Source organism: Campylobacter sp. CN_NE2, assembly GCF_027797465.1.
Taxonomy (GTDB): domain Bacteria; phylum Campylobacterota; class Campylobacteria; order Campylobacterales; family Campylobacteraceae; genus Campylobacter_B.
This window is the reverse complement of the sequence record NZ_CP115608.1, coordinates 78548-96738: the sequence shown is the minus strand read 5'-3', so window position 1 is coordinate 96738 and position 18191 is coordinate 78548. Positions and strand designations below refer to the sequence as shown.

General features: G+C 35.2%; 15 protein-coding genes and 1 tRNA gene. 5 read left to right on the top strand and 11 right to left on the bottom strand.

Translation table 11 applies throughout. The features are described from left to right. The first annotated feature begins 48 nt into the window (after positions 1–48). From PF028_RS00520 to PF028_RS00510, 3 genes are all read left to right on the top strand, one after another. Entirely contained in the window at positions 49–1161 is a 1113-nt protein-coding gene (locus tag PF028_RS00520; protein ID WP_270860713.1) for a CinA family protein, read from the top strand. Further along, on the top strand, positions 1154–1879 hold the full coding sequence (locus PF028_RS00515) for a hypothetical protein (protein WP_270860712.1): 726 nt from the start codon (positions 1154–1156) through the stop codon (positions 1877–1879). The genes PF028_RS00520 and PF028_RS00515 overlap by 8 nt, the downstream gene beginning before the upstream one ends. A gap of 92 nt (positions 1880–1971) precedes the next feature. Beyond that, positions 1972–2991, top strand: coding sequence for a hypothetical protein (locus PF028_RS00510; protein WP_270860711.1), 1020 nt, complete (start codon positions 1972–1974; stop codon positions 2989–2991). 240 nt (positions 2992–3231) lie between these two features. On the opposite strand, the gene ypfJ is transcribed toward PF028_RS00510, so the two are convergent. The 6 genes from ypfJ to PF028_RS00480 all read right to left on the bottom strand — a co-directional run bounded on the left by ypfJ (position 3232) and on the right by PF028_RS00480 (position 11389). Then, complete coding sequence (gene ypfJ / locus PF028_RS00505) at positions 3232–4113, bottom strand: KPN_02809 family neutral zinc metallopeptidase (RefSeq protein ID WP_270860710.1); 882 nt, start codon at positions 4111–4113, stop codon at positions 3232–3234. A 158-nt stretch (positions 4114–4271) separates the two neighbouring features. Then, positions 4272–4348 (bottom strand) — tRNA-Arg (locus PF028_RS00500). Between the two features lie 56 nt (positions 4349–4404). After that, positions 4405–4788, bottom strand: coding sequence for a response regulator (locus tag PF028_RS00495; RefSeq protein WP_270860709.1), 384 nt, complete (start codon positions 4786–4788; stop codon positions 4405–4407). A 12-nt stretch (positions 4789–4800) separates the two neighbouring features. After that, positions 4801–9009, bottom strand: coding sequence for an ATP-binding protein (locus PF028_RS00490; RefSeq protein WP_270860708.1), 4209 nt, complete (start codon positions 9007–9009; stop codon positions 4801–4803). A 207-nt stretch (positions 9010–9216) separates the two neighbouring features. Next, positions 9217–11019 carry an excinuclease ABC subunit UvrC gene (gene uvrC, locus PF028_RS00485; RefSeq protein ID WP_270860707.1) on the bottom strand — a complete coding sequence of 601 codons (1803 nt, stop codon included), beginning with the start codon at positions 11017–11019 and terminating at the stop codon, positions 9217–9219. After that, positions 11000–11389, bottom strand: coding sequence for a hypothetical protein (locus tag PF028_RS00480; RefSeq protein ID WP_270860706.1), 390 nt, complete (start codon positions 11387–11389; stop codon positions 11000–11002). The genes uvrC and PF028_RS00480 overlap by 20 nt, the downstream gene beginning before the upstream one ends. 48 nt (positions 11390–11437) lie before the next feature. Here PF028_RS00480 and PF028_RS00475 point away from each other — a divergent pair, with 48 nt between their 5' ends. Beyond that, on the top strand, positions 11438–11572 hold the full coding sequence (locus PF028_RS00475) for a hypothetical protein (RefSeq protein WP_270860705.1): 135 nt from the start codon (positions 11438–11440) through the stop codon (positions 11570–11572). Positions 11573–11629: 57 nt separating this feature from the next. After that, complete coding sequence (gene guaA, locus PF028_RS00470) at positions 11630–13162, top strand: glutamine-hydrolyzing GMP synthase (protein ID WP_270860704.1); 1533 nt, start codon at positions 11630–11632, stop codon at positions 13160–13162. Positions 13163–13197: 35 nt separating this feature from the next. On the opposite strand, the gene PF028_RS00465 is transcribed toward guaA, so the two are convergent. The 5 genes from PF028_RS00465 to murC form a co-directional block, all read right to left on the bottom strand. Continuing rightward, positions 13198–13401, bottom strand: coding sequence for a hypothetical protein (locus PF028_RS00465; RefSeq protein ID WP_270860703.1), 204 nt, complete (start codon positions 13399–13401; stop codon positions 13198–13200). A gap of 113 nt (positions 13402–13514) precedes the next feature. Further along, positions 13515–13994, bottom strand: coding sequence for a class I SAM-dependent methyltransferase (locus PF028_RS00460; RefSeq protein ID WP_270860702.1), 480 nt, complete (start codon positions 13992–13994; stop codon positions 13515–13517). Positions 13995–14102: 108 nt separating this feature from the next. Next, complete coding sequence (locus PF028_RS00455) at positions 14103–16310, bottom strand: endonuclease MutS2 (RefSeq protein ID WP_270860701.1); 2208 nt, start codon at positions 16308–16310, stop codon at positions 14103–14105. Next, entirely contained in the window at positions 16307–16663 is a 357-nt protein-coding gene (locus PF028_RS00450; RefSeq protein ID WP_270860700.1) for a hypothetical protein, read from the bottom strand. The genes PF028_RS00455 and PF028_RS00450 overlap by 4 nt, the downstream gene beginning before the upstream one ends. A gap of 39 nt (positions 16664–16702) precedes the next feature. Continuing rightward, the gene (gene murC / locus PF028_RS00445) at positions 16703–18010 is read right to left on the bottom strand and encodes a UDP-N-acetylmuramate--L-alanine ligase (RefSeq protein WP_270860699.1); all 1308 of its coding nucleotides are present in this window, start codon (positions 18008–18010) and stop codon (positions 16703–16705) included. Positions 18011–18191 lie beyond the last annotated feature (181 nt).

The following is an 18191-nucleotide window of genomic DNA, read 5'->3' as shown; positions in this document are numbered from 1 at the left end:
ATTTATAGAATTTATTGTGGTATAATGTGCCAAATTTAAAGGAATTTTATGAAAAGTATCGTTTTGCTTATCGGCGAAGAATTGCGACTAAACGGAAATTTTTTGGATTATATTTTTAGACATTGTCGTAACGGGCATTTAGAATTTGATGAGATTAAATTTGCAAACAAAAATGACAAAAATTTGCCAAATTTCATAGAAAATTTAGCCAAAAAGTGCGAATTTATAACGATTTTTGCTAGTAGCGAAAGCTATGGTATAGTAAGCAAAATTTTAGCCACTCTAACTTCTGATTTGCTCGAACTAAAAAACGAAACTTTGGTTCCGTCAATGGTAAAAAATGTCGCCAAAAATAGCTTTTTAATGCAAATTGGAGAGTGCCAAATCAATGTTTTAAAAGCTAGTGCGAACGAAAATTTACCGCAAATTTTAACGCCTTGCGAACAAAATAGCAGAATTTTTTATATTTTTGGATACGGGCTTAATTATGTAAAAACTCGCATTGAGCCACTGCTTAAAACCTACGATATAAGCGTAGTTTTATCACAATTTAACGAATTTTTAATCTGCATAAAAGCAAAAGAAAATAAATTTTACGGGCTTAATGATTTCTTGGGTGGCGTAAAGAAAATTTTTGATAATTTTGTGATTGATAGTGAAAATTTTATCGAATTCATTGCACGAAAACTTATACAAAATAACCTTAAAATCACATTTGCCGAAAGTTGCACGGCAGGGCTAATTTCGGCAAAATTTGGCGAAATCTCAGGCGTTTCGGAAATTTTTGAAGGCTCGCTAATCACATATAGCCAAAACGCAAAAAACGCTTGGCTAGGCGTTAGCGACGAGACTTTGGCGAATTTTGGCGTTTATAGCAAAGAGTGCGTTAGCGAGATGATTGACGGAATTTTAAAGCTTAGCAAGGCAGATTTTGCGATTGCCGTTAGCGGCGTAGCAGGTCCGTTTGATGACGGCGAAATACCTGCTGGAACGGTGTTTGTGGGCGTAGGCGACAAAAACGGAGAAAAAATCGTAGAAAAATTTCAAATTCACGGAGATAGAAATTTCGTGCGAAATGAGTGCGTAAATATCGCATTTTGCCTACTTTTGAGATTAAAAACTGAACTATTTTTTAAATTTGAAAGGATTAGCGATGAATAAATTTATCATTGCGGTTTTGGGTTGTGTTTTGTTTTTTGGCTGTTCTAGCGATGAAAAAAGCAAAAAAGATACGCTAAATTTAGAGATAAACGGCACTAAAAAAGGCGTTGCCGTGGGTAAGGCTGAGCCAAATTCTCAAAAATCCCAGCCGAAAATCGAAGCAAATTTAGGCGAGAAAAAAGATGAAAATTTGGCTAAAAATTCGCCAAATTCGGGTGAAAATTCGGCAAATTTAGGCGAAAATTCGCAAAAACCTGCACCGAATTTAGAAAATTTAAAAACAGAAGATATAAACAAAACTATCGATGAAATCGCAAAAAATGCTAAAATTTTAGGCGAGAATTTCGGTAAATTCGGACAAGATTCTATAAATGCGTTAAATGATTTTTTACAAAATAACAAAGAAAATTTAGAAAACTTGCGTCAAAACGGCGAAAATTTGGCAAAAGATTTAAATAAAACCTTTGAAATTTTTGGAAAAGATTTGGAAAATTTAGCCAAAGAAGCTGATAAAAGTTTTGGCAAATTTTTTGGCGATTTAAACGCTACATTAAATGAAAATATCGATAACGGCGAACTTGAAAAGATGTTTGGCGACATTTTGAAAAATTTAAATAAAAGTTTTCAAATGCACTTTAACGACCAAAATTCGAGCAATAAAAACAAAAAACCAAATATAGAAATCGAAGTCTTGCCTGAAAATACGATTAGAATTTGAAAATTTGCTTTAAAAAATTTAAATTCGGCACTAATGGTGGGCAAAATGCCCACCATACGATACTAATTTAAATTGGAAATAAAAGGATAAAAATGAAAAGACTATTTTTAATGATACTTTGTGGAGTGGGGTTGAGTTTGAATTTGGCGATAGCTGATAGTATGCCGAATTTAGAAAATTCAAATTCTGTATCATTGCAACAAAATCAAACCGAACTTAGCGATGAAGCTATAAAAGAACTCGAAAAATATGATAGAAATTTACACAATACACCAAAAACAGAACAAGAAAAAGCTGAACTTGAAAAACTTATTCAAGCTGTTACAAATGCTGATTATAATGCAACAAAGTCGATTTTGGATAAAAGTCCAAATTTAATAAATTTAAACTATGATATTTTTACAACGCCGATTAGTGCGTATTTCGATAGTTGTATTAAATTTAGAGATGATGATTTAAATTCAAAAATGCCATTTCAAAGCGATGAATATGTGAAAGAAAGAAAAGAAAAAATTCAAGCCATAACAAAAGGCAAGGTTTTTGATGAAAAAATGTTTGAACTTTTGATGAGCTATAAGCCAAAATTATACACAAATGATTTACTTCCGTTTATAATCATTGCTAATGAAAGCATTGACGATAATAAAACTGCACAAATTATGCAAATTATGTTTGATGAGGGTATGAGTGCGGAACTTTTCTACCCGCCAGTTTTCGCAAATGATATTTTTCCAAATTTAAAAAAATACCTAATAAAAGAACCACACCATATGGATAAAATCAAAACTATGGAGCTGTTTTTTCAAAATTTAAAAGATAAAACATTTACAAGTATGATAGGTATATCGACTGGACTTGGTAGTCTTGGCTTCGTTGATAATATGAGTATTAATATAAAAGAACCAATTAACGAAAAACAAAAAGAATACGCAAAAAGCGAAAAATATAAAAAAATGCGTGATAGACAGATAGAATATGCAAAATTAGTTAAACAATATGGCGGAGATGAAGCTTTGCCTTCATTAATTTCACTAGAAGTAACTTTTAAATATATAAACGACCAAGAAGGATTAGAAATACTAAAATCTCTTGGATATAAAGAACAACGATAAGTATTATCGTAGCTTCGTAGGGTGGGCATCCTTGCCCACCAAAATTTAAATTTTCTTTCCATCGTTATCACAAGAAGCGATTTTTGTTTTGGTGGGCAAGGATGCCCACCCTACAATACTAAATTTGTCTGTCCGAGTTTGCGTGACGAAAAAGCTAGGCTCGTTTCAATTTCAAATCAAAAAACCCGTGCAGGGTCGCAAAAATTCGCCAAATTCGCTAAATTTACTAAAATTCATAATTTACCAACTCTCCAAGCCCGTCAAACACGCATTCAAATCGCCTGTTTTAAAGCCTTTATAAAACCACTCTTTTCTATCTTTGCCGCTTCCGTGCGTAAAAGAATCAGGCACCACATAGCCACGAGCCTTTTTTTGCAAGGTATCATCGCCTATCATCGTGGCGGCATTTAGAGCTTCTTCCAAGTCGCCGTCTTCTAAAATTTTGTATTGATTATGTCCCCAAATTCCGGCAAAACAATCGGCTTGAAGCTCGACTTTGACCTGAATCGCATTTGCGCCAGATTCGTTTGTTCTAGCTTTTAATTTATCGGCATTGCTTAAAATTCCTAGCAAATTTTGCACATGGTGTCCGACTTCGTGGGCGATGACATAACCTTGTGCGAAATCGCCTGCTGCGTTATGATTTTTTGCTAAATCGCTAAAAAAGTCCGTATCTAGGTAAATTTTTGTATCAACAGGGCAGTAAAATGGTCCTACTTGTGAGCTTGCATAGCCACAACCGCTATTAATCGCTCCGTGAAAAAGTAACAATTTTGGCTCTACATATCTTGCATTATGGCGCGAAAAAATCGCTCCCCAAGTATCTTCTGTCTGTTTTAAGACGGTAGCGACAAAGTCTTTTGCTTCTTGATCGGCTTGTGTGTTTTGGAATTTTGAAGCACCTGCATTACCGCCAATGGCAGAGAAATTTAAAAGATTTAAAGGATTAAAACCTAAAAACGCTGCTACGACGCCCACTAAAAGGATAATTCTACCAAATTTAGTTTTTATCAAAAATTTTACAATCGGAATCAACAAGGCAAGATTTATCCCACCGCCACCACCTGAACTAGCTCTTTTGTCATCGACATTTAAGCTTTGATTGCCACCACGCCATTTCATTTTAATATCCTTTAAAGTTAAAATCATTAGATTTTAGCACAAAATTCCTTAATTATTTTGCGTAATTGATAATATTTAATAAATTTACTTAAAATTCTAGATGTTTTATATATTATACGCTTTATTTAGTTGGCAACAATATTTCAAATGGAAAATAATGGTATCCCCGACAGGATTCGAACCTGTGGCCTCAAAATTAGGAATTTTGCGCTCTATCCTACTGAGCTACGAGGACAAAAAAATAAAATTGTAGGGAAAATAAAAAATTTAGGCTGAGAACCAGCCTAAATTCTAATCTGCGATGATATTCATAACATCATCAAGTTTGCGAGCTAAATCCTTGTCATAAACAGGCTTTGTCATAAAGTCATAAGCACCTTTATTTAGTGCTTCTCTTTTCGCTGTTTCATCTGTCGTTAGGACGATAACAGGTATGTGAGCGACTTCGTCCCTAGCATGAAGGTTATCTAGGAATTCAAGCCCGTTCATAACCGGCATAACTATGTCAAGCAAAATAAGATCAATGTCCGGCCTGTTCTCCAAAATACTTAATGCTTCAAGACCATTGGCAGCTTTGACGATTTCATCAACTCTGCCATACTTTTTAAGCATAACTTCCAAAAGTTTCAAGTTGATAGCGTCGTCATCAACTGCTAAAATTTTAATGTTTCTCATATTTCTGTCCCATTATATAAATTTTTTGGCTAATTTCTCTAAATCAGCTTTTGTTATACTATATTTCATAACTTCATTAAATTTACCGCCAAATGTGCCATCTTCCGGATCTGCAAACACAACAGATCTTAATTTGACTTCGCTAGCCTTGTTATGTTGAAGGATAGTATCTGCTAGTTTATCAGCATCAAATCCACTTAGCTTTTTATCAACCATAACGAGCTTATAATTTTCATTGACAATTTGTTTTAGCAATTCATCAAAATTCGAAACAATATCAACATCTTGATATGTATGTTTCAAAATACTTCCGAAAATTTTACTCTCCATGATACTATTTTTACAAATCAAAATATCCTTTGCAGGAGCCGAATTCGTAGCGACACTTTGTTCAACTACCGCTTGCGCGTTAATCGGTTCGCTAACAAAAGCTTTTGTAACTTTTGGCGCCACACTTGAAGCAGGTCTTTCGACTTGAATTTCTTTTTTAACTACAACAGGTTTTTGTTTTATAACCTTTTGCATTACAGTTTTTGGAACTTTAACAGTTTTTACAACAGTTTTTGGAACTTGCTTTTTGACAAGTTTTTTAACTTTTACTTTTTTGGTTGCATTGCTTGGAGCAGTAGCACCGGCTCCGCCATCTGAGCGTTTATTACCAACAAAATGGTCGAGCATACCAGCTAAAATATCCTTTTTGATTGGTTTTGTGCAGTATTCATCAAGTCCCGCACCCATAAATTTTTCTCTATCGCCTTTAAGTGCATTTGCCGTAACCGCAACAATAGGAACATGTTTTAAGCCATTTTCTGTCTCGTATTGCTTAATTTGTTTAGTAGCTTCAACACCATCCATAACAGGCATAGAAATATCCATAAATACCAAATCAAAATCATTTGCTTTTCTAGCTTCTAGTGCCAATAAACCATTTTCAACAATAGTAACATTCATCTCAAAGCTGTTTAGCGTATGTTTCATAAGTTTTTGGTTAATTTCATTATCTTCCGCAATCAAGATATTTGCATTGTACTTTCTATTAACTAATGGAACATTTGGATCGCCTACTGCTGGTGCAGGAGCACTATCATCAGGAACTTCGACTTCTTCTTCGACTTCGACTTCGACTTCTTCCATAATGGTTTCGCTTTGTTGAACTTCTTCGTAGATAGTTACAGGCTCTTCGACTTCTTCATCTACCATGATTGTTTCTTCAACAATAACAGTTTCAAACACAGGCTCAGGAGGAGTTATAGGTTCTTCGATTACTACTTCTGGTGCAGGAGCAACAACTTCTTCAACCGCTTCTACTACTTCTTTTGATTCTTCAACGATAGGCTCTTCAATCTTTTCTATAATCGGCTCAACTATCGGTTCAGGCTCAACCATTACTTTTTGAACAATAGGTTCTTCAACAATAGGTGCTATTGCTGGTTCAGGCTCAACAATAGCTTGGATAGCAGGTTCTTCGATTACAGGTGCTATAAATTCTTCAACTTTTTCTGCAATCGGCTCAACTATCGGCTCAGGCTCAACAACCTTAACGACAGGCTCTTCAACGACTGCTTTTGGCACCTCCATCACAGGTATACTCATATCTTCGCCATCTTCATCTAGTAGATAATTTGTCTCTTCTTTGATTTCTACTTTTGCTTCTTCTACTATCGGCTCTTCTTTTTTAGCAAAAATATCTATATTAGGTAAATCATCTAAATCAAGAGTATTACTTTCTACTACACTAGGTTTAGGCTCTTCAATCGCAGGAGAAACAATGCTACTAGCCGTAGTGGTTGCTGAAGTAGATATAATAGGCTCTTCTATGACAGAAGATGACATAAAGTTTTCTTCTTGCTGTCTTCTACTTTGTAAAATATTTCTTAAATCATTAGCCGCAGCATCAGATCTTTGAGCAGCATTTTGAGCAGAAGCTATCACGCCACCTTTTGGAGCAAGATTTGATTTTATAATCTTTTCGATTGTTTTCATCAATTTAGTGATATTTACAGGCTCAGATAGTGTAAATACTGCACTATTATTGATATTAATACTTTGTAGTTCTTTTGGTTTTAGTGTCAAAACAACAGGTAAATTTGTTACTCTATTTAACTCAGCATAGTTTTTAAATCTACCCATTACCGCATTTACTTTATTATTATTAAGTGCAGTTCTAAATTCAGCATTGGTTTGATAGATACTAATTTGACCACCAAGATTTTCAATATAATTTTTAACGATAGAATTATACATACTATCGCTTTCATCTGTTAGCAACGCAAAGTTAAATAATTTTACATTATCAAACATTACATCGGCATTTGATTTTTGGGTTTCTTTAAATGCTAGCGTAAAGAAGAATCTTGTTCCTTTTCCAACTGTCGATTTGACATCTAACTTGCCACCCATCATCGCAACATATTTAGATGAAATGGTTAGTCCTAGACCAGTTCCACCGTATTTTCTTGTAATAGTAGAATCTGCTTGCGAGAAAGCATTAAATACATTTGCTAATTTATCTTCTGAAATACCAATACCGGTATCTTCAACGCTAAATGTTACAACTGCTTCACCAGGATTTTCACTAGGGTTTCTTACTATTTCAACCATAATCTTACCTTGTTCAGGCGTAAATTTAACGGCATTTGACATAAGATTAATAAGAACTTCTTTAATCTTAGTAATATCACCATATAGGTGATGAACAAGGCTAGGATCGATATATAGTAAGATATCGATATTTTTCTCTGCTGCTTTTGCAACATAAATCTCAACCGCACTTTCGAAATCTTGAATAGGGTTAAATAAAATATCTTCAAGCTCAACTTTGTTGCTTTCGATTTTAGAAACATCAAGAATGTTATTAATAATGGTTAATAGGTTCTCTGATGATTTTTCAATCGTATCGACATAGTCTCGTTTTTCTTCGTCCAAATCTGTATTTTTAAGAAGCTCCGTAAAACCAATAATACCGTTAAGCGGGGTTCGAATTTCGTGAGACATATTCGCAAGGAAGATAGATTTTGCTTTGTTTGCATCTTCTGCCACTGTTTTTTGGTAAGCAACCAAATCCAAAGCATCTTGGATAAGTGCATACGCTTTTGTAATACCTTCACTTGTTTGAATATCAACGATTTCATCTTGGTCAGAAAGCTCACCGATTCGGTTAAGAACGGTGCCAAGTTGTTTAATGTTATTTCTGAAATTTCTAGCAACACCATAGGCAAAGATACCAAGCAATACAGCTAAAATCCAAAGAGTTAATGCTATGATAAGTTGTTGTTGTTTTTCAGCTTGATACGCAGTTACTTGTGCGTCAAATTCATCGTATAGTTTATCTACAATATCATCTGCGACTTTATATTTTTGAGTCATAATAGTAAACCATTCGATAAAAGAGACCGAATAATCACCTTCAAGTGCCTCATTTTGCAATTGAGCATCCAATTGAGCAACTTCATTTAATACATTTTGGGTTTCAACACTATTTACAATCTTTAATATCTCATCTTTTGTAGCCGAATCAGGTAAAAGTTGATATACAGGAAGCGAACTTCTTAGGCTATAATCGTTCCATTGTCTAAGTTGTTCAGAATTTACAGCATTATTTGAAACTATATGTTCGATAACATAGTCCCGTTCGCCAGCAATCGATATCATCGCAGTTGATGTATTTAGTAGCGTAAGAGCAAGAGCCGTAATATCAGTAGTTACCAGTTTTTCACTAATGGCTGCTTGCGATCTTAGAAATGCATTATCAATCTTTTGAAAATAAGTTTGGAACACTTCACCAAATGAAACTTTTTCTCCATCGATATTAGCTCTAATACCGATAAGTTTTGTTAATTCATCAGCAATCTCATTCTCTGCATTTATGGCAACAGTAGATTTTTTGTCAAAGAAATCTAACAAGGCATTTCTAGTATTTTGGTTTTTAAAATTCTCAAATTCCCTGATAGCTTCGTTTGTTTGTATCCTTTGGGTGTGTAAAATCTCACCGCCACCTATATTTCTACCACTAGCCAAAAACGCAGCTGTTAAGCCTCGTTCTCTACCTAAATTTTCCATAACCTTTTCGATCTTTTCATTCATCCGAACCTGTTCGTTCAGACCCTCAGCCTTTGAGTAATCTACAACCGCAGTGTAAAGATACCAAGACGCAAAGACGAAAACAATCATAAGCGGAATACCGCTGATGAGAAACAATGAACTGGAAGTGTTAAGTTTCATATTTGATCCTTACCTTGCAAAAATGCAAATTTTAGTTTAAATTCTAATATTTTAAAAAACCAAATTAAATCTCATCTACACAAATGCTAACATAGGTGTAAATTTGCGATTTAAAACTTCAAAAAGCACACAAAAATGCTCATATACAAACCGACAAGTTAATTTTACTTCAAGTAACTTTAAAGAAAGCTTTGTTTTAGCGATATTTTAACGATTTTTAAATAATTTTTCTGCTGTTTTTGTATCTGTGAGCGATTTTATCTCATCAAAACTCGCCAAATAGATACTTTCAAAACTTCCGTAAAAATCTAATAATTTTTTTAATTTTCCTTGCGAAATTCCCAAATTTACAAGTTTTGAGCTTTGTAAATCCTGTTTTTTCTTTGTTTTTTGATGAAAAGAAATGGCAAAACGGTGTGCTTCATCTCTTAATTTTTGAAAAAATTGCAATTTTTTATCATCGGTTGAAAGTGAAAAAACGCCGTTTTTGGTGCAAATTTTATCTTTTGCCGACCCTTTTGCACGATGAGCTTTTGAATCAATTTTTTCTTTTGAGATTGCGATTATATCGACATTTACACCGCTACTTGCTATTATATCACTAGCCAACTTTAAAAGCGCAGTTCCGCCGTCAATCAGCCACAAATCAGGCGGAGAGAGCTTCTCAAAGCGTTTTGCCCGTTCGCTTAAAAATTCCAACATTTGATCGTAATCATTGTTTGAGCTTAAATGAGCGTGGCGATATTTTGATTTATCAAATTTATCCCCGCTCCACGCCACCATAGCCCCCACAGGCGCAGTTCCAAACATGTGCGAATTATCAAAAATTTCTATATTTATCGGCAAATTTTCTAAATCAAAATACTCTTTTAACTCATTTTGAAATTCAAAATTATGCGTTTTTAAATGCTTATTTATATTTATTTCGCAGTTTTGATATGCAATCTCGCAAATTCTCCGTTTTTCCCCCATTTTTGGCGTTATGATTTTAAAATTTCGCCCGTGTCTGTTAGATAAAATTTCAGCCACTAGCTCATTATCGTCAAATTCGTCATAAACATAAATTTTTGTGCTCGCAATCGGCGAATCCTGTGGAAAAGAATCTAAAATAACTTGCGTATAAACGCTTTTAATATCGCTAAAATCAGCATTTTTGCAGTTTATGATATTTGAATTTGATGAAGCGATTTTTCCACCACGCACACTAAAATGCACCGCACAAATCAAATCTGAGTGTGAATTTACCGCAATTACTTCGAAATCATCAAGCTTAGCCAAATCAACTTGGGTTTTAATCTCAATATCTTTTAAAATTTCGATTTTATCCCTAATCCCGGCCGCTTCTTCGTAGTTTTCGTTTTCGGCATATTTCATCATTAAATTTAATAAATCAGGTATCATGCTTTGTGGATTTTTCAGTGCATTTAAGGCATTTTGCACGATTTTTGCATACTCATCTTTTGAAATTTTATTTTCGCATGGTGCCTTGCAACGCCCGATTTGATGAAATAAACAAGCTTTTTTGGCTTTTATGCACGATTTTTTTTGCACGAGAGCAAATTTCATATATAAAATTTCTAAAATTTCTCGTCCGCCACGAAAATATGGTCCAAAATATTTTATATTCGAGCCTTTTACAAGCTTTCTTGTGATTTCAAAACGCGGAAATTCATCGTTTAAATTTACAAAAATATATGGATAAGTTTTATCATCTCTTAGCAAAATATTGTATTTTGGGCGAAGTTGCTTGATAAATGAATTTTCTAAAATCAACGCATCACTTTCGCTTGGCGTTACGATATATTCTAAATGCGTTGTTTCGCTTATCATCTTGCAAATTCGTGCGCTGTTTTTTGAATTTGGCGAAAGCTTTGGCGTAAAAGAAAAGTAGCTTTTTACGCGGTTTTTTAGGTTCTTTGCCTTGCCGACATAAAGCAGCTTTCCGTTTTTATCAAAATATTCATAAACGCCGGGTAAATTCGGCAAAGTTTTAATCTCGTCTATTAGCAAGGATTAGCCCCCGAATTTCTTCAAAAATGGCGTGAATTTTCTCATCTTTTATATCGTTTTTAAATTTGCCCTTTGATTTTTCAAAATATGGCAAAATTTCCTTTTTTTCGCTCAAATTTGGATTTTTAAATTTGTATTTTTTTGCCATAAATCTATCGGCAACAAAAAATTTTATATCTTTGACACTCGCAAATTCCGAATTCGGACGAAATTTGACAAACATTTTTAATAAGTCTTTTATCAAATTTATATTACTATCTTTTTTTAGTTCTACTTTCCCAAGCGGGTGTTTTAGAGCTATCATCAAAATATTTTCTTTTATATAGATAAAGGCAATCAAACTTTTATGAGTCGCCGAAAAAAGGTTCAAAAAGTCCGCTCTATCGGTAAAAGAAGTATATAAAGGATCGGTTTTAATATGAGAAATAATTTCTTTGGCACTTTTCATTTTGGTATTTTAGCATTTTTATTTTTAGTTTTGCTTAGTGGCTGTGGATATAAAGCTCCGCCTGTTTATAACGGCGATACTACCACAAAAAGCGTAAGCAAATAGTTTATTCAGTTTAGTTTTGTTATACTTTGCAAATTTTATTTTTAAGGACAAATTTTTATGCAAACAGCAGACATTTTAGTTTTGGATTTTGGCTCTCAATACACTCAGCTAATCGCACGCAGACTAAGAGAGCAAGGCGTTTATACCGAGTTAATCCCGTTTAATGCAAGTATCGAGCAAATCAAAGCAAAAAGCCCAAAAGGCTTGATTTTAAGCGGCGGACCGGCAAGCGTGTATGCAAAGGACGCTTATTTTTGCGATGAGAAAATTTTTGATTTAGGTTTGCCTATACTTGGGATTTGCTATGGAATGCAGCTAATCGCCCATAAATTTGGCGGTAGCGTAATACCTGCAAGCCACAAAGAATACGGCAGAGCAGAGCTTAAAATCGCTAAAAATTCTCAGCTTTTTGATGGCGTTGGGGACGATTCTGTCGTGTGGATGAGCCATGCCGATAAAGTAGAAATCTTGCCAAAGAATTTTGAAGTTTTAGCGACTTCAAAAAGTAGCGAGTATTGTGTATTTGCCGATGAAAATCGCAAAATTTATGCTATGCAGTTTCACCCAGAAGTCATACACAGCGAATTTGGCACAGCGATGCTTAAAAATTTCTCCAAAATTTGCGGAATTTCAAGCACTTGGAATATGGGAAGCTTCGCAAAAGAGCAAATCGCAAAAATCAAAGCAAAAGTAGGCAATGACAAAGTCCTTTGTGCGGTAAGTGGCGGCGTAGATAGCTCTGTGGTGGCAGCTCTGCTTGCTCACGCAGTGCCAGAGAATCTAATTGTAGTTTTTGTAGATAACGGACTACTTCGCACAAACGAAGCAAGGCAAGTCGAAGAGATGTTTAAGCTCAAACTTGGCGTAAATTTAATCAGCGTCGATGCGAGCGAGCTGTTTTTGAGCCGCTTAAAAGGCGTAACTGAGCCTGAGCTTAAACGCAAAATTATCGGCGAGACTTTTATCGAAGTTTTTGATAAGGAAGCCAAAAAATTTGAAAATGTAAAATATCTAGCACAAGGCACACTTTATACCGATGTGATCGAAAGTTCGCCAAGCGGGGCAAGTAAGACGATAAAAAGCCATCACAATGTAGGCGGACTGCCTGAGTGGATGAAATTTGAGCTAATCGAGCCATTGCGTGAAATTTTCAAAGACGAAGTGCGCCAGCTAGGGCTTGAACTTGGACTTTCGCGAGATGTCGTATTCCGCCACCCTTTCCCGGGACCGGGCCTTGCTATTCGCATTATGGGCGAAGTAAATACGCCAAATTTAGAGCTACTTCGCAAAGCCGATGTGATTTTAAGAGAAGAGCTAAAATCGAGTGGTTGGTATGATAAAACTTGGCAGGCATTTTGCGTATTATTAAATGTCCGAAGTGTCGGTGTCATGGGCGATAACCGCACTTATGAAAATGCAGTTTGTATCCGCGTAGTCGATGCAAGCGATGGCATGACGGCTAGTTTTTCGCGTCTTCCTTACGACCTGCTAGAAAACTGCTCACGCCGCATTATAAACGAAGTAGAAGGCATAAATAGAGTAGTTTATGATATTTCGTCCAAACCACCTGCAACTATCGAGTGGGAATAATTTTTTAATTTTGACGGGCGTTTTGCCCGTCTTTTTTATTTTTTTCGCAAATTTAATCTCAAAATAAACGCCAAATCAAATTTATCCACAAACGCCATTATAAGGCGAGTGGAGAGTTTTGTTTTATTTTTTAGCATTTTTCGTGCAGTGGCGAAAAACGGCGTTTTGCTTAAAATTTCACACTCGCACTTACCGGCAAATTCGCCCATATTTTGCACGCAAAACTCCATTTTAGCCATATCTTTGCCAAACCGCCCAACATAAAAATTCGCGCATTTTATGCCAAATTTTGTCGTAGCATCAAAAATAAGCTCGGAATTTTTAAAATTTGCCTTTAAATTTGCGATTAAATTTAGTATTTTTTCTCGGTAAAATACATAAAAACGCCGTTTGCGACAAAAATCGTAGGCAAGCTTTTATCTAAAATTTCTGTCCATTTCATATCAAATAAATCGCATGAAATCAGAGTTTCATTATCATTTTGTGGTAGCAAATTTTGCCTAAATTTGATAACTTCTGCCAAATCAACGCCGTAAAATTTCGCCCCATTTTTGCCGAAACGAAACGCCAAAGTCTCCAAGCCACAGCCCAAATTTACGACATTACAAACGCCGTGTGTGGCAATAAAATCCTTTATCATAATGTCGGTTTCATAGTATCTTGCCGCAGAAGCCAAAGACTCGTATTCGGACGAAATTTTTAGGAATTTTTGCGGGATTTTATCTTCAAATTTCATCGCCGTCTCATCGTAAAAATACTGCTTGAAATTTTTACTTGCATGAATTCTTGCGATCAATGGAATAAATAGCGTATTTGCGATTTTATTTTGCATAAATATCCTTTTTACGGGATTTTTTAAATTTTAATAACGATATATTTTATCAAAAATTTACACAATTTTAGATTAAATTTATGGATTAAAAATTTTAAATTTAAAAAATCAAAATCTCACGATTTTGCTTCCAAAACCGCCTTCACTTGGGCTTCCGTCGCGAAATTCTTTTACGCTTGGGTGCGTTTTTAAAAACTCTTTTACAGCAAAAGCTAGTTTTCCTGTGCCTATGCCGTGTTTGACTATAACTTCGTCAAAGCCCATTACAAGGCTTTGGCTGATAAATTTATCAAGTCTTTCGATAGCTTCTTCGGCTCTTAGTCCGTGCAGATCTAGCACCACAGAAGCCGTTTGCGGTTTTTGCACTTTGATATTTACCGAATTTGGTTTTGGCGACGGCATATTTCCGCTTCGTTTTAGCAAATTTAGTGGCACTCTAAGGCGAATTCCGTCGCTTTCAATCGTAGCATCGTTTTTACTCATCGCAACAATTTCGCCTTTTATTTTTTCATATTTCACCCTATCGCCGATTTTAAATTCTATCGGCGCAGAGTCGCCCCCTTGCGGTAGCGTAACCGAATTTTTAAGCTCATTTGCCCTATTTATCGCTCTTTGTTTCTCTTTTGTATCGTTTAGTTTTAGCGTTTTTTTGGCTTCTTCTATGGCGAAATAATACTCCCTTTCAAGCTTATTTAAAACCGCTCTAAATTCGCTATCGTTGCGCTCTTTTTGCTCTTTTAAACTCTGCGTTAAGATACCCAGTTTTTGCTCTTTTAATTTTACCTTTTCAAGCTCCGCTTTTAGCTCTAATTCCAAATTTATCGCCTTTGAAATGGCTTCGTTTAGATTTTCTTTATCTTCGCCGTAAGTTTGTTTTGCAAGGCTCACCAAATTCGCATTTATGCCATATCTAAGTGCAGTTTCAAAGGCATAAGACTTGCCAATCGTGCCTTTTAAAAACTCATATTTTGGGACGGAGTTTTTTTCATCATAAAGTGCAGCACACAAATCCACGCTTTTATCTTTTGCTAGTAACATAGCAAGGCGTTTGTGGTGCGTTGTGATAACCATTTTTATGTCATTTTGCATTAAATTTGAAATTATCACGCTATAAAGACTAGCTGCTTCTTCAAAATCGGTTCCAAGCTCGATTTCATCGACACCGATAAGCAAATTTTTGCGTCCAAAAAGCTTTGAAAAACTCATCATTCGCCCCGCAAAAGTCGAAATGTCATTTTTCACGCTTTGCGGATCTTCCATGATGAGTTCAAATTCTTTGAAATTGCCGATTTTAGAGTGCTGGGCGCCAATTTTCATCGGCAAAAGATATTTGCTTAAAATACAAGCACTTAAAATCGATTTTAAAAGCATACTTTTTCCGCCGGCATTAACACCGGTAATCAGCAAAACTTTGCCCGTAAAACTGGCACTTACGGGTTTTGGATTTTTTAGAGCCGGGTGAGAAAAATCACGCAAAATAATGTCTTTTGAACTATCGTTTAAAACTATCTCAAAATCATTATTTCTCATCATCATCGCCCTAGCGATAAGTCCGTCAAAGCCGTCAAATGCGTGATTTATAAATTTTAAAAATAGATAATTTTTATTAAAAATTTGCGAAATTTCTTTGCAATGTTCAAAAATAAGCTCTTCTTTTTTATCCAAAATCTCGCTTTGGGCTGATTTGAGCCTAGAAATGCTATCAGGCGTTACATAAAAATATCCGCCGCTACTTCGCCCGATGACACTTCCTTTTAGCGCGTGATTAAATCCGCCACGCACCAAAAGCGCTTCGCTTTCGCCAATGTAGTGAATTTGAGTATCAACTAAATACGGGCTTATTGATTTAGCATAAATTAGCCTTTTAAGCTCAACATTTATCTCTTCCTTTTTGATTTTATAGGCTTCATTTAACGCAGAAAATCGCTCATCAATGCTGTCTTTGAAGTTTCCGTCTTTATCAAAATAACCTGAAATTTCGACAATCACGCTAGGAATTTCGATTTTTAGCAAACTCTCGGCTAGTTTCCCGCTAAATGGCTGTTTTTTAAGATACAAAAAATATTTTATAATTTTAGCAAACTCGTAAATTTCGCTTATGTGAAGCACGGCATGCTTGGTGATTCGCATTAAAGCGTCATCCAAATTTGCTACTTTTTCACAAAGCGTGATGTCAAATTTAGCAAATTCGTAAATTTTTTCATAGTTGATTTTGCTGTCGCCTTCTAAAAATAGTGGTTTTTCACGCGATAAAAAGGCGTTAAATTTATCCAAATATTCGCTCAAATCAAGGCGAGAAAAAATATCATTTTTCATTTTATCGTGCAGTCTTTTGCGTTAAAAGTTTTGTTTTTAAATTCGTTTTCGGCGTCCCTTTTTGCGATAAATGAGCTAGTGGCAAAGGAAAATTCAAAATTTTGCAAATTTACTTGCGTTTGCGATTTTCCGTCACTGCAAATAAGCGTTTTTCCTTGTTTAAATGCCGTAGAAAGCTCGTTTAAATCCTTTGCTTTGCTTTGGGTAAAAGTTTCAAAAGAGTAAGCAAATATCGCAAAAATCGCAATCACAGCCGTTATAATAAATTTCGCTTTTTTGCTTAATTTTTCATCGTCAATCAAAAAAATCGAAATCATAAAAAGTGTCGCAACAATAAAAACTACAAATCTCAAAATTTGCCCCTTTAACACTCTGAATTTATCAAATTTGCCCTAAAATTCGCCACGCAACTGATACGAAATATCCCCTGCGCCAAAACCGATAACCAAACCGCTGTTTAAAATATGTTTCACGCCAAAAATATCATAAAACTCTATGCTATCGCCGTTTCGCGAAATTCTCTCGGCAAAAAGCGGATTTAAAGCTTTAAATTCGTCTTTTAAATTTATCCCGTTATCGCTCTCGCCTGCTGCATATACAGGCAAAATAACAAGCTCATCGACATTTTTAAAACACTCTTTAAAACCTTGCAAATTCGCCTTTAATCGAGTGTATCTGTGTGGCTGGAAAATCGCCGTAATCTTGCCAATGCCTAGCAAATTTGCATACTCTTTTGCACTTTGTAAAGTAGCAGCTATCTCGGTTGGGTGATGCCCGTAGTCGTCAATCAAAACAAAATCTTTACTTGCTGTTAAAATGTCAAATCGCTTTTTAATGCCCTTAAAATTTAGCAAATTTGCTCTAATCTCTTCAAGCCCTATTTCGCAATTTGCAGCTAGTATCGCTAGACTTGCGTCAATGGCAATGTGTTTGCCAAGCCCCCAAACTTCGAATTTACCAAGCTCTTTGAGATTAAAACTCATATACGGCTCGTTATTTCGCAAAACCTGCTTAACTTCTGTTATATCACGGCTAGGATATAGCTTTATGCAATCGATTTTTAGCGTTTTTAAAAACTCATCTTCTGCATTTATAACGCGGATTTTCGCCCTTTCTAAAAAGCCCCTGTAAGCTGCGTGGAATTTTTCAATATCAAAATCATAATGCTCCATGTGTTCGGGCTCTGCGTTGGTTACCACCGCCAAATACGGATTTGAATTTAAAAAACTGCTATCGCTCTCATCGGCTTCAAAAATAATATTTTCGCTTTTGCTGTATTTCATATTTGAGCCAAATTGCTTTGAAACTGCGCCGATGATGACGCTTCCGTCGATTAGGCTTGAAAGCATAGCGCTTGTCGTGCTTTTGCCGTGAGCCCCAGCAACTGCAAAAACTCGCTTAAATCGCAAAATATAAGGCAGAGTTTCCTTGCGAGAAAGACATTTAATGCCTTTGTTTCTAGCTTCTACTAGCTCGACATTGTCATCTTTTATCGCAGCACTATAAACGACAAAATCTTGATTTTCAATCGCGCTTTTATCGTGAGGCGTGTTGATTTTCATACCTTGTTCTCTAAGCTCGGCGATAGTTTCACTCTCTTTTATATCAGAACCGCTGATTTCATAGTTTTTTTCATGTAAAAATTTAGCAAGAGCAGAAATTCCAATCCCGCCAATGCCTATAAAATGAACTTTTTTCAAATTTATCCTTAAAATTTATAAAAATTTTTGTGCGATTTTACCAAATTTGGGCTAAAAATTTTATAACGAAATGAAAAAATAATTTTTTTATTTTCTCTAAATGTTTTTAAACAAAAATTAAATAAAATAAAGATATAATCCCAAAATTTTATGAAAGCGCAAAAATACAAATTATGAGGAA